The organism is Pseudomonadota bacterium (assembly GCA_011049115.1).
Taxonomy (GTDB): domain Bacteria; phylum Desulfobacterota; class Anaeroferrophillalia; order Anaeroferrophillales; family Tharpellaceae; genus DSCM01.
This window is the reverse complement of record DSCM01000112.1, coordinates 1-12,812: the sequence shown is the minus strand read 5'-3', so window position 1 is coordinate 12,812 and position 12,812 is coordinate 1. Positions and strand designations below refer to the sequence as shown.

The 12,812-nt window shown below is 58.2% G+C and carries 8 protein-coding genes, 1 pseudogene and 1 riboswitch; of the genes and pseudogenes, 8 read left to right on the top strand and 1 reads right to left on the bottom strand.

Features of this window, described 5'->3' with window-relative positions; genetic code table 11:
* Positions 1-423: 423 nt before the first annotated feature.
* A riboswitch (cobalamin riboswitch) is annotated at positions 424-602 on the bottom strand.
* Positions 603-711: 109 nt separating this feature from the next.
* Entirely contained in the window at positions 712-1,044 is a 333-nt protein-coding gene (locus ENN66_09910) for a cation transporter (GenBank protein HDS16896.1), read from the bottom strand.
* Positions 1,045-1,918: 874 nt separating this feature from the next.
* Here ENN66_09910 and ENN66_09905 point away from each other — a divergent pair.
* From ENN66_09905 to ENN66_09870, 8 genes and pseudogenes are all read left to right on the top strand, one after another.
* Positions 1,919-3,910 (top strand): alkaline phosphatase family protein, encoded by a 1,992-nt coding sequence (locus tag ENN66_09905; protein HDS16895.1) that lies wholly within the window; start codon positions 1,919-1,921, stop codon positions 3,908-3,910.
* 8 nt (positions 3,911-3,918) lie between these two features.
* On the top strand, positions 3,919-5,709 hold the full coding sequence (locus tag ENN66_09900; GenBank protein ID HDS16894.1) for a hypothetical protein: 1,791 nt from the start codon (positions 3,919-3,921) through the stop codon (positions 5,707-5,709).
* 294 nt (positions 5,710-6,003) lie between these two features.
* Positions 6,004-7,116, top strand: a complete 1,113-nt coding sequence (locus ENN66_09895; protein ID HDS16893.1) for a DegT/DnrJ/EryC1/StrS family aminotransferase — start codon at positions 6,004-6,006, stop codon at positions 7,114-7,116.
* An 8-nt stretch (positions 7,117-7,124) separates the two neighbouring features.
* The gene (locus tag ENN66_09890) at positions 7,125-7,874 is read left to right on the top strand and encodes a glycosyltransferase (GenBank protein HDS16892.1); all 750 of its coding nucleotides are present in this window, start codon (positions 7,125-7,127) and stop codon (positions 7,872-7,874) included.
* Positions 7,696-8,574 (top strand): TVP38/TMEM64 family protein, encoded by an 879-nt coding sequence (locus ENN66_09885; GenBank protein ID HDS16891.1) that lies wholly within the window; start codon positions 7,696-7,698, stop codon positions 8,572-8,574. The genes ENN66_09890 and ENN66_09885 overlap by 179 nt, the downstream gene beginning before the upstream one ends.
* Before the next feature lie 54 nt (positions 8,575-8,628).
* The gene (locus ENN66_09880) at positions 8,629-9,597 is read left to right on the top strand and encodes a Gfo/Idh/MocA family oxidoreductase (GenBank protein HDS16890.1); all 969 of its coding nucleotides are present in this window, start codon (positions 8,629-8,631) and stop codon (positions 9,595-9,597) included.
* Positions 9,598-9,633: 36 nt separating this feature from the next.
* Entirely contained in the window at positions 9,634-11,943 is a 2,310-nt protein-coding gene (locus ENN66_09875; GenBank protein ID HDS16889.1) for a glycosyltransferase family 39 protein, read from the top strand.
* A 195-nt stretch (positions 11,944-12,138) separates the two neighbouring features.
* Positions 12,139-12,766 (top strand): annotated as a pseudogene (locus ENN66_09870) (glycosyltransferase family 2 protein).
* Positions 12,767-12,812: the final 46 nt, after the last annotated feature.

Here is a 12,812-nt window from a genome sequence, read left to right as displayed (position 1 = left end):
TTTTCTTCATTTTCTTCGGAATACGTTTCCAGTTGGGGTACTCTTTTTTGAGTTGTGCTCTCACTTCGTTTTTGCTATCTTTACGGAGCATGGAAAACCTCTATTTTGGGCTGATGTTTTGTGGTGATTATCGATGCCCATTATAGAGGTTTTCCTGCATTAAGTAAATGTTATTATTGATATTTTATCCAATCTTTGCAACACCTTTAATTATATTCCGCCTGTACTGCCGGCACAAAATTATCGAACGGCGAGCAGCCAACCGGCTGAAAATCTGACCTTCGGCAGCGCAGCCGAAACCCGAACTTCGCTGTCGCCCCCCTGCTCCCAAAGCGGCCTCCAATACAAAAAAATCCCCGAACCGAAACCTTGGTTTCGACTCGGGGATTTCCCTTTTTGATCCACGAAGACGCTCTAAGCCCGACTCTGCCCACGAGATGCGGCTTATTTGTCCAGGCATGTCCTATAGCCTTACCTTCCCAGCCTTGCGGCCGGTGGTTTCTTATAGCTTTCGGCCCCGGTTACAGCGGCGGGCCCGTCCCCGATTTTAGCGGGGTTCCCTGTCAGGCGCAGTTACGAGCACCTGAATAATTATGTTGCGTGGCGATTAATGGTTTGACCGGGCTTTGTCAAAAAAACAAACGGCACCCGCAGCCGTTTTCGCCGAAAGCGGTTACGTTCCGGCCTAACGTCGATGAACTCGTCTTCAGATCATTGCCTATCCAGCATGCAGTGGTTCTCCCCGAGGGACGACTCAATCTGGATGGTCGCGTGAGCGATACCGGAATGATCGTACAGATGTCGCTGAAGTCTTTGCAGGAAATTGTTATCCAGCGCCTCACCCGTCACGACAAGGTGAACCGTCAGCGCGGTTTCAGTGGTACTCAACGGCCAGACGTGGAGATCGTGAATGCGACTGACATTTTCGACACCAAGCAGATATTTGGTGATACCGGCGATATCTATGTGCCTGGGCACGGCATCAAGAGCGTGGTTTAAGGAGCGATTATGATCGGCGACTTCAGGCCTGTGATCGTGGGTCATAGCTCTCTTCCTCTTCATGGCCAACGCTAAGGTTCACAAAACAAACCCGCGCCGTGTACGAAAGCACCAGACTGACATACATCTTCAGGCCTGATGTCTTCCAGAATAGACGGTTCACAAAGGCCCAAAGCCGCGTTGGCCCTTAATCAAGGCCCATCCAACAACTTCAACTCCGAAGAACTACCTTGCAGAAAACACTTTGACATGATTCCAACGATGTTTCATCGAGCGGATTAACACCTGATAACAGGCTAAAGGCGAAACAACATCACCCTCCGGGTTGATCTGCCCGGACTTGATCATTTCGTGACGAAGAGCCGCGCGAAAAATTCTGGACAGGGCTCACCACCGGCAGAATGGAATGACACGGCGAGGCCTGCCAGAAACCACGCCTCTCTTTTTGTGTTTAAAAAGATTTTTATGGTGCCGTCTCCTAGCAGTTATACAGCGGGAACCTGTAAGCCGGAAAGGACTTCAGTCCGGCGGAGAGAAGAGGACTGAAAAAAGATGAAGACAGAAATGACAACCCTGTCGCGTCAAACCGAGGTGGTCAAATGTCATTCTACCGGACAACAGTCATGAAAATATAGTTATATACGCAGTGATTTTCAAGAGAAATTTTCGGGAGTGCCTGGGCTGAGGTCAAACAGGAGACTGCAAAAAACTCTTATTCACGCTTTCTTCAGAAACCACCTGCTATCAACTCCCCGCCAGATAAACAAAACCGGTTGGCGGAGATCCAGAGTGCACGGACCGGCAATCGGGGTTTTAACCAATCGTCGGCCCAGAAGGGACGACGGCTGATTTTTGTCGCCCCTTCTGGGCCGGGCCCTCACAGCCAGGGCCAGGACGTAGGGTACGGGAGTTAAATTTTATGATTTCGGCGCAACTACTTCTGATTTTCGGCCTGACCGCTATTCTCATCTTCTTTTTCGGTCTGCAGCGGGCTCTGCTTTTGTGGTTTAACCGAGAACTGGCCAAAACCGTACCGTCGGTTGAGATCGTCCGCGCTTTTTTCATCGGAATGCGTTTTGACCTGGTGGTAATCGGCGCGGTCATGCTGTTACCCATACTCCTGCAGTGTTTTCCCGGCGGCACCTGGCGGCTGAGTTTCAGCGTCTTCTGGGTCACGGGCTGGGGCAGCCTTCTGCTTTTGCTCGGAGTTATTGAACTCGAGTTCTACCGCCAGTTTCATACCCGCCTTAACAGCCTGGTCGTCGATTATCTTAAGGAAGACCCGAAAACCGTCACCAGTATGATCTGGCACGGCTGCCCGGTGCTCAGCTATCTCGGTTTGTGGCTAATCGGCTGCGGTCTGCTCTGGGGCGGCTGCCGCCTGCTCGGCACTTTCAGCCTCGCCCTTTTCCACGCCGCCGCCGTTCCCGGCCTGCCGCGGCAGCTGGTTTTTTTTCTGCCCCTGACGACGCTGGATGCCATCGCCTGCCGCGGCACCCTGCGCTCGGGCCCGCCCCTGCGCTGGGGTGACGCCTACCACTCGACCCATCTTTTCGCCAACCATCTAGCCTTGAACGGCATCTTTACGATGATCAAGGCGGTCATCGATTCCCGGCGTAAAAAAAGCCGCAGCCGCTGGCTCAAGGTCATGGACCCGACCACGGCCCGGGAAACAACCCGAGCCCTGCTCCTTCAGAACGGCGATGAAGCCGACTTTCGGGAAGAGGCGCCGATCCGGCGGCTTCACCGACCGGTTCCCAACCGCCTCGGCCTGAAAAACGTGGTCGTTATCCTCATGGAAAGTTTCTCCGCGAGTTTCATCGGCGCCCTCGGCCACCCCGGCCGGGTCAGCCCGGAATTCGACCGCCTCTGCGCCGAGGGCCTGCTCTTTGACCATTTCTTTTCCTGCGGCACTCATACCCACCAGGGGATTTTCGCGACCCTGGCCGGTTTTCCCAACCTCCCCGGCTTTGAAACCCTGATGCAGCAGCCCCAGGGCGCTGCGGCTTTTTCAGGTCTCGGCAACCAGCTTTCCCAACGCGGCTACGACGACGTCTATATCTACAACGGGGATTTCGCCTGGGACAATCAGGAAGGTTTTTTCCGCAACCAGGGCATGACCCGGTTCATCGGCCGCTACGATTACAAAAATCCGGAATTTATCGACCCGACCTGGGGGGTCTCTGATCACGACATGTTCAACCGGGCTCACCTCGAACTCTGCCGGTACCAGGGGGGAAAACCGTTTTTCGCGGTGCTGCAGACCCTCTCCAACCATCTGCCGTTCACGATCCCCGAACCGCTGCCGATGGCCCGGGTCAGCGGTTATGGTGCGCTCGACGGCCATTTGACCGCCATGAAATACGCCGACTGGGCCCTGGGCCGTTTTTTCGACCAGGCCCGAAAAGCGCCTTATTACCACGACACCCTGTTCGTGCTTGTCGGCGACCACGGTTTCTGCGCTCCGCGTCAGCTCACCGACATTGAACTTCTGCGTTTTCACATCCCCCTGCTGCTGCTGGCCCCGGGCCTGAGGGAGAAATTCGGCCCCCGGCGCTCGCTGGTCGGCAGCCAGATCGATGTCGTACCAACCATCCTCGGCCTCCTGGAACAGCCGTTTGCACATCAGGGCTGGGGCCGCAATCTTCTGCAGACCGCCGCTGACGACCCCGGTTTCGCCGTCATCAAACCCTCGGGCAGCGACCCCTCGGTCGCCCTCGTCCGCGGCGAAAAAATCTTCGTCAAGCCCCCGGCCGGACGCGTCCCCCAGCTCTACGACTATCAGCTTTACCCCGAAGGCCGGGCCACCCCGGTCAGCGAGTCCGAAACCGCGGAGATGATGGAAACAGACCTGAACGCCTACATCCAGACCGCCATGCAGGCCCTGATCAGTGGCCGCACCGGCATTTGAGGAAAAAAATGAACAAACACAGAGGCAGAATCTGGATTACGGGGCTGGTTCTGGTGGCCGCTTTCGCCTGCGACCGCCCGGCGCTGCCGGCGGCGACGCCCTGGACTGATCTGATGCAGACGATTCAGGGCCGCCTGCATCAGGGTAATCTGGCGGTTGCCGAAGTCGCCATGGTCCAGGGCACAACCGTCATTATCAACCTGAAAAAGTCAGGTGTCACCACCGGCATGACCCTGGTGGCGAAGGGAAACAGCCTGCCGGGCGCGGCGTTATCTCTACAAGACAATATCGCCAGCCTGCTCCTGACCCAGATCCATGGCGATCGGGCCCGCGGTACAATCCTGCCGGGTTCACAAAAGATTCCACCCCAGGCTCCGCTGTTCCCTCTCAGCCACAACCGGATCTACCTCTACAGCAACCTCGCCGCCCCGCAGAGCATCCAGCCCTACCGGGATCTGACCGAAGTCTTACAAACCAATCAGATTCCCTATGCTATCAGAACCTGGACCCGGATCGCAGCCGCCGACCCGGACGGTATTCACCCCTTAATCATCACTTTTGAAGCTCGGGCAAATCAGGTCAGCTGTCGCTTGATCGACCGCGACCAGAATGTTTTTTACCAGCGGGTTTTTCAGCTCGAGCAGGCGCCGGCCATCACCCGCCCCGAGGGCGCGGCCTTGCTCCAAGCTCCGGCGCCCGGCTACCAGTTTAGGCCTTTCAGCAATGGTTCTCAGTCCTTTACCCGGGCCGCAGGAGCGACATCCGAGGACCAAGCAGCCGGGAAAATTGAATTGAAAAGTCCCTATAAGCGTCTGGTTTTTGCTGATTGCGACCACCAACCCGGCCAGGAACTGGTCCTCCTCAACAACCAGTGGCTGGAAATCTATACTTTCAGCCACCTTGAAATAAAGCCGGTTGCCCGCTATCGCCTGCCCGACAATGATTTCATTCCCATTCATCTGCATGCCGGCGATTTCAACCACAACGGGCTGGACGAAATCTATCTGAGCCTCGGCCGCCCCGTCATCGTCGACAACAAATTGGACACCTCGTTACATTCCATAATTCTCGAACCCGGGGAAACGGCGCTTCAGCTTCTAGGCGGGGACTTACCATATTATTTCCGCACGATCGAACAACGGGACGGAAAAGTTGTGCTCCTGACCCAGGAGATGGGCGATTTCAAACAGTATAAAACCCCTATTCACTGGGCCGGCTATTATAACGGTGGATTCGCGATCCGCGGTGAGTACCAACCGGCCCGCGATGTCTTCTCACTCTACAATTTCAATCTGAGTCCTTTCAACGACGAACATCTTCTGATTCTGGACGAAGTGGGACATCTGGCCGGTTTCAATGGCCGCAACTCCGAAAGGCTGATCACTGCCGACCACCACTATGGCGTTTTTGCCGAAACCCCTTATAACCAGAAACTGAAAAACGTTGAATTCACCGGCGGTTTTTCCGACTCGAAAAGCGCTGAGATCCGCTTCACGGCGCGACGTTTCATCAATTGCAACAATTACGGCCAACAGATCTTTCTGATCAGAAAAGGCCGCGCGGCTGAATCCGGTCCGGCCGAAAAGGGGCTCAACCTGTTCGTCGACAACCAGGTCAAATATGATCAGATTGTCGGCATTCAGTGGCAAAACGGAGAAATCCGCGAGAGCTGGCAATCGCCCAGGCTCCCCCGCGACATTATTGATTTTGCCTTCACCCAGGAGAATGGCCGGGAAACCATGGTGATCCTGACCCGCAATCATGACGGGAAATATGCCTTGGAACTAATGCAAGATTAAGCCTTTCAACTTTATTGCAGCTTTCCGGAGGTCATTTTGGCAACAAGCCCGAGGCTAAGCAAAACCCGGCTGGGCTGGTTTACTTTTCCCGGTATCCTTTTCGGCTCAATCTTATGACATACCGGGCTGCTTTATGGAGTGACGCCGGCCCGGCCTCGTAAATACGAGTTTTTTTTGAGCGACGGCAACTGAATCATCAACAACATCCAGGCCTGTTCACGCTTTCTTCAGAGTTCCCCGACTATACAGGCTAAAGCTCAACATTAAGCAACCCACAAGCCGGGAGATTTTGTCATGTCCGTACCCTTCGTTGACCTCAGCCGTCAGTTCGCCCCTCTGTTACCGCAGATCAGAAAAAGTTTCGACGACATCATTAGCCGCTCGGCCTTCATCAACGGCCCCGAGGTCGGGATTTTTGAAAAGGAACTGGCCGTTTGGATGGGCCTCGACCAGGCCTGCGGCGTCAGCAGCGGCACTCACGCCCTGAGCCTGACCCTGCAGGCTTTAGGCATCGGCCCCGGCGACGAAGTCATCACCGTGGCCAACACCGCTTTTCCCACCGCCGAAGCCATCAGTCTGACCGGCGCCGAGGTGGTTTTCGTCGATATCAGCCCGGGAACCTTCGCCATGGATCCGGAGGCCGCCGCCGCCGCCATCACCCCGAAAACCCGGGCCCTGCTGCCGGTCCACCTGTACGGGATTCCGGCGGATATGGATGCGCTGAGAAAGATTGCCGAGCGACATCGGCTTTACCTGATTGAAGATGTGGCCCAGGCCATGGGCGCCCGCTACCAGGGACGAAGGGTCGGCAGCATCGGCCAGGCCGGCTGCTTCAGTTTTTTCCCGTCCAAGAATCTCGGCACCTTCGGCGACGGCGGCGCCATGGCCGCCAACGACCAAAAACTGGTAACCCGGGTGCGAATGCTGGCCAATCACGGCCGTCAGGACAAGTTCACGCACGAGATTATCGGCACCAACAGCCGGCTCGATACCCTGAAAGCGGCCCAGCTTTCAATCTGCCTCAAAGCCCTGGATGACTGGAATGCCGACCGGCGCCGGGCCGCGGCCCTTTACGATGTTCTCCTGACCCCATACCCGGAAATCATCCGGCCCCAGGTTCCGGTCGGAGGTGAGGCCATCTGGCATCTCTACGTCATCCGTCACCCGAAACGCGAGGCTTTGCGCCGATATCTGCAGGGAAAAGGCATCCAGACCGGCCTCCATTACCCCCAGCCGCTGCACCGGCAGCCGGCCTACGCGTACCTCGACCTGAAAGCCGGCAGTCTGCCACGAACCGAGGCCGCGACCGCCGAAGTCCTGTCGCTGCCGATGTTCCCCTACATCAGCGCCGCCGAAATTGAAACGGTAGTCAGGGCCATTGCCGATTTTCTCGGCGGCTGCAGGTAGAGGTTGCCATGAACACGTATAAACCTGAGCTCTCGGTCGTCATTCCGATTTTCGACGAGGAAGAAAATATTTTTCCGTTGCTGGAAGAGCTGACGACTGCTTTGGATAAACTCGGGCGGGCCTTCGAAATCATCTGTGTTGACGACGCCAGCCGCGACCACAGCCGGGAAAAACTGGCGGATTTCGGCACACGCGAACCCCGCCTCAAGATCGTTTTTCACCGGCGCAACTGCGGTGAAAGCGCGGCCACGGCGAGCGGCTTTCATCGGGCCCGAGGCCGCTACATCATTACCATGGACGGCGATCTCCAGAACGACCCGGCCGACATCCCCAATCTGCTCGCCCGGATTGAAAAACAGGGGGTGGCCGCGGTCTGCGGCGTCCGCCGCAGACGCGAGGATGACTGGGTCAAACGGCTTTCCTCTCGCGCGGCCAACACTTTCCGCAACCTGGTTACCGGCGACCGCATCCGCGACGCCGGCTGCACCTTCCGCATCCTGCGCCGTGACGCTCTCAGAGAAATCCCGATTTTTAACGGCATGCACCGCTTTCTGCCGACGCTGCTGCGGCTTCAGGGCTATGAAGTCGAGGAACTTTTGGTCAATCACCGCCTCCGGCGCCTGGGGGTGTCGAAATATGGGATCGGCAACCGCCTGTTTCGCGGCCTCGTCGACTGCCTGGCCATGCGCTGGTGGCAGAGCCGCTGTGTCCCCGGCCAACGCTGCCGGGACGGTCAACCCCAGGCGGCCGGCGATTGACGAATTTCTGATGAAGGCCGACAACACCGCTTCCGGGGTCCGGATTCCACGGCGCACCCTGATTCTGATAGCAATCCTCTGCGGCCTGCTGGGGTTGACCCATTTTTCCGGCCTCGGCAACTATCTCGATCCGCGCCATCTGCCTTTCCTCAGGGAACAGCTGGTCGGGCTGCCGCCGTTGGCCGCAAAAACGCTATTCGTCGCCGGCGGCGCCCTGCTCATCCTGGCCGGGGTCGGCCGCAATGCCGTCAGCCTGGCCGGCGGCATTATCTACGGCGCCGGCTGGGGCACGGTCTATTCGGTACTGGCGGCACTGTTGGGCTCGCTGCCGGTGTTCGGGCTGGTCCGGGCCCTGGGACGGCCGTTTTTCCCGGGCCGGATCGGGGCCTATCTTGAAAGCGCCGATCGCCTGGTCACCCGCAACGGCTTTCTCGCGGTAATTCTCATCCGCCAGCTGCCACTGGCCTGCCTGCTGGTCAATGTTCTGATTGCCGTGACCAGGGTGCGAACGGCTCAGTTCATTGCCGGCTCACTGGTCGGTTTTCTTCCCGAAGCCCTGGTCTTTGCCCTCTACGGCAGCAGCGCTCAGGAAGGTTTCTGCACCCGGGCCGCCATCGCCTCCATCCTGCTGTTGGCGATCGCCGTTGGAGCCAAACTGCTGCATAAAAAATTGACCGCCGATTTCAAGGCGCGCTCTTAAACGCTGACATTTTTCCGCCTCGCGCCAGTGAGGCCTTTTCAGGAGGTATTGCGAATGAAGATATTACAGATCGGCAGCGGCCGCTGGGGCAGTAACCATCTCAGAATTCTGCGCGGTCTCGGGGTCGAGGTCTTTGTTGCCGAACTCGCGGCCGACGAACGCCGGCGCTGCCTCAGCGAAGGCCTGCCCGCGGACCATGTCAGCGAAAACTTCGAGGATTTTCTCGACCGGGTCGACGCCGTCGATATCGTTACTCCGGCCCAGACCCATCTTCCCATCGCCATCAGCGCCATGGCCCGACACAAGGATATCTTCTGCGAGAAGCCCCTGGCCGAGAACAGCGCCAAAGCCGACGAGTTCGCCGCCGCGGTCAAGCAAGCCGGAGTGCTCTGTCAGGTCGGTCATGTTTTCCGCTACGATCCGGCCTCTGCCTACATGAAAAACGCGATCGAGGCCGGGGAACTGGGCGCTATCCGCTCTTTAAGCGGCAGTTTTTCCGGCTTCAAACGTCCCCGCGATGACGGCGGGGTCACGATTTCAGACGCCATTCATTTCGTCGATCTTTTCAACTACCTGCTGGCCGCGACCCCTGACCGGGTCATGGCCCAGTGTCACGACCTTTTGGGTCGCGGCCTCGACGACCAGGCCTGGCTCTGGCTGGCCTACGGCGAGACCCGGGCGGTGATTGAAGCCAACTATTTTTCTCCTCATAAATCCCGGCTGGTTACCGTGATCGGAGAAAAGGCGACCCTGGTCTGCAATTTCGCAGCGGCCCAGGATAAAATCACAATTTTCAACAACCGCCATGTCAGGGAACAGGGAACCTGGCAAGGAATCGCCGGGGAAATCATGGAAAAAGAGATTCCGCCCTCGGAGCCGCTGCTGCTTGAACTCCAGGATTTCATCGCCTGCGTCCGCGGCCGCAGGCAGCCCCGGGCCGGGGCCGAAGCCGGGGCCGCCGCCGTCCGGGTAATCGACGCCGCCCTGGAAGCCAGCCGCCGCCAGCAGACCGTCACTCTTTAAACCGCACTGTGACTCGACCTCCAGGTACTGATAATAATGAGCAAAACCAGCAGCACCGCCAAGCGGCAAGAGACCCCTTTTTTTTCCATCACCGCCGGTAATCTCCTGCTTTTGGGAGCCGGCCTGATTCTGGTCTGGGGTTTCCAGACCATGCCTCTGGCCGGAGTCAATGAAGGGCGCCGGGCCCTGACCGTGGTCGAGATGCTGCGTCAGCACAACTGGCTGATTCCGACCATGAACGGTCATGTCTATATCGATAAGCCCCCGCTGCTCTACTGGCTGATGGCCCTGTCCGCCGGCATCTGCGGCACTACTGCCGAATGGGCTCTGCGCCTACCCTCGGTCTTGGCTGCGTCAGGCACCTGTGCCCTGTTGTTTGCTTCTCTCCGACGCTATCTCGGCCGCGATCTCGCCATCGCCGCGGTTCTTGTTCTGGCCACCTCGATACCATTCAGCCAGCACGCCCATCTCGCTGAGATCGAGATGCTGCTGACCTTTTTCTGCGTCGCCGCCAACCTTTTTTTTCTCGATTACTGCCATGGTCGCGGCCGCCGCTACCTGCACCTCAGCTACCTCTGCCTGGGACTGGCTTTTCTGACCAAGGGTCCGGTCGCCCTGGTTTTTTTCCTCCCACCAGGGCTGGTTTTTATTCTCGTCGAGAAAAGCGGCCGCGCCCGCCGCGGCCTGCTCTCGCTTTCCGGCTGGCTGACGGTGCTGATCGTCGGTGGCGGCTGGTACCTGCTGATCTGGTTTTCCACGGCCGGGCCGCTGCTGCGCCAGGTCATCGAAATTGACCTTTTCGGTAAAAGTATCGGCGGCCTGCCCGACAGCAAACCTTTTTACAATTACTTCATCAATCTGATCGGCATCTTCGCCCCCTGGACCCTGCTGCCGGTCATCCGCTGGAAAAGAGCCCGACGGCTGCTGGCTGAGCCCACCACTATCTTCTTCACCCTGCAGGCCCTGGTGCCACTGATCATCATGTCGCTGTTCGCCAGCAAACACAACAAATACATTCTCCCCCTGCTGCCGGCCCTGGCCGTCTGTCTGGCGGTTTTTCTGCTGGACTTTCTTCAGCAGCTCGAACCGCGCTATCCGGAGCGGCTAAAAAAATATTTCCTGCGGGGCGCCGGCGGCCTGCTGGCGGCTCACCTGCTTTTTTTCGCGGTCGTCGAACCCCGGATTTACGTCCACCGCAGTTCCGCTTTCGCCCCGCTGCTGGCCGCAATCCACGCGGTTGCAGACCGGGCGCCGCTGTATTGCGCCAATGAACTGAAATTTTTGCAGCTGGCCTACTACCTGGGCCGACCAATCCCGGAAATGAAAGAGAGCGACGTGCCTCAGGCCCTGGCCGCGGGCAAGCCTTTTCTGTTGCTGGCCGAAAGCAGCGCCTGGCCACTATTGCCGGATCAGGGTCTGCGCGTTCTTTTCGAAAAAACCCCCTTTCGCAACCGGAAGCGGGCGGTCAGGCTGCTGACCAATGCCGGCCCCGAACACTTTGCCGCCCCGGCCCATAAAACCACGGCCGCCAGTACCCTGGTCTGCGCCCTGGGCGCTGAACTTAACGAGAATTCCGGCCTCCAGTATACTGCCGACGGGCTCTGGACCTTTAACGACAGCGGCGGCCGCCCCGAACTCTACCGCGTCGACCCCGGCAACGGCCGGATTCGCCAGACTCTGAAAATCACTGACGCCCAAAATCACGACTGGGAAGATATCAGTGCAGACGAGGACTACATTTATATCTCTGACCTGGGCAATAACCACAACAACCGCCACGACCTCAAAATCTACCGGATTGCCAAAGCCGATATCCCCCTGAGCGGCAACGGCCAGCTGCTGGCGCAACCGATCAGTATCAGTTACGAGATCAGGCACCTCGACCTGATCAACCGCCGCCTGAAAAATCACAACAGCGAGGCTTTAGCCTGCGTCGGCAAGGAGCTGGTGCTTTTCAGCAAGAACCAGGGGTTCACCAGCATCTACCGCATTCCCAAAAGTCCCGGTTTTCACCGGGCCGTGAATCCTTTTCATTTAAAGCTGGACGGGGTTATCAGCGGCGCCGATTACAATCCCGACAATGGCACCCTGGCCCTGATCGGCCGCACCGACACCCCCTTTATCTGCCTGCTGCCGCACTTTAATCCCGACAGCCCTCCGGACCCCTGTCCCCGGATCATCACCCTGCCGGACCTCAAGGGGGCCCAGGCCGAAGGCATCACCTGGCAGGATGACCGGACCCTGCTGATCTCCACTGAAAAATGCAACGGTTTTCTCGGGGTTTACCGGGTGGAGCTGCCGGATCGTGGCCTCGAGGCGGCGGGATCCGCCCCGCGCCCAAGCTGAAACAATCCCGGTAGCAAAGCTGTTTTCACGCTTTCTTCAGAAACCATCTGCTAGCATTACCCCGGAACAACCAAATAAGCCCAGCTAACCTGAGTTACGGATGGCTCGCTCCGGCCTTATCGAGGAAAAAAGTAGTTTGAGCGGAATTAACTGCGACCAGGCGCCCGCCGGTTCAAGGCTCGGAATAGGATAAAAATGAGGCAGATTAAATTATCCCTGGTGATTCCAGTCCACAATGAGACCGAGAATCTGGCGCCGCTGGCGGCAGAAATCAGACAGGCCCTAAGCCCGGAACATGATTTTGAGATGATCTTCGTTGACGACGGCAGCGACGACGACAGCCGGAACCGCCCGCGGCAGCTGCGCCGGCAATATCCGGAACTGAGGTGGCTGCGACACCGCCACTGCCATGGTCAGAGCCAGGCCCTGATCAGCGGTATCAAACGAGCCCGGCATCCGCTGATTGTCACCCTCGACGGCGACGGCCAGAATGATCCGGCGGACATTGACAAACTCCTGCGCCGCTATCTGCTGGAACCGGCGCCGCGGGAGAAACTGATGCTTGCCGGCCGCCGGCGGCAGCGCCGCGACAACCTTGAACGGCGTGTGGCCTCCTGGGTGACCAACCAGGTCCGGGCCCGGCTGCTCGGCGGCCGGACCCTTTCCGTGGAAGTCAGGCACCGGCCCCGGAAACAGGGCTCATCCCATTACGGCGCCTGGAAACGTCTGGGCCACGGCCTTATACAATCTGATCGGCGTAGCCTGGCTGATGCGGCGCAGTCAGGCGGTGGAAACGGAGGAAGAAGAATGGACGAATCAATGATCTGGGTCGGAATCGGCCTGCTCGGTCAGGCTCTGTTTTCGGCCCG

Bases quoted from the DNA above. Each gene is read 5' to 3' on its own strand.
- ENN66_09910 (HDS16896.1), bottom strand. From the start codon at position 1,044: ATGACCCACGATCACAGGCCTGAAGTCGCCGATCATAATCGCTCCTTA.
- ENN66_09905 (HDS16895.1), top strand. From the start codon at position 1,919: ATGATTTCGGCGCAACTACTTCTGATTTTCGGCCTGACCGCTATTCTC.
- ENN66_09900 (HDS16894.1), top strand. From the start codon at position 3,919: ATGAACAAACACAGAGGCAGAATCTGGATTACGGGGCTGGTTCTGGTG.
- ENN66_09895 (HDS16893.1), top strand. From the start codon at position 6,004: ATGTCCGTACCCTTCGTTGACCTCAGCCGTCAGTTCGCCCCTCTGTTA.
- ENN66_09890 (HDS16892.1), top strand. From the start codon at position 7,125: ATGAACACGTATAAACCTGAGCTCTCGGTCGTCATTCCGATTTTCGAC.
- ENN66_09885 (HDS16891.1), top strand. From the start codon at position 7,696: ATGAAGTCGAGGAACTTTTGGTCAATCACCGCCTCCGGCGCCTGGGGG.
- ENN66_09880 (HDS16890.1), top strand. From the start codon at position 8,629: ATGAAGATATTACAGATCGGCAGCGGCCGCTGGGGCAGTAACCATCTC.
- ENN66_09875 (HDS16889.1), top strand. From the start codon at position 9,634: ATGAGCAAAACCAGCAGCACCGCCAAGCGGCAAGAGACCCCTTTTTTT.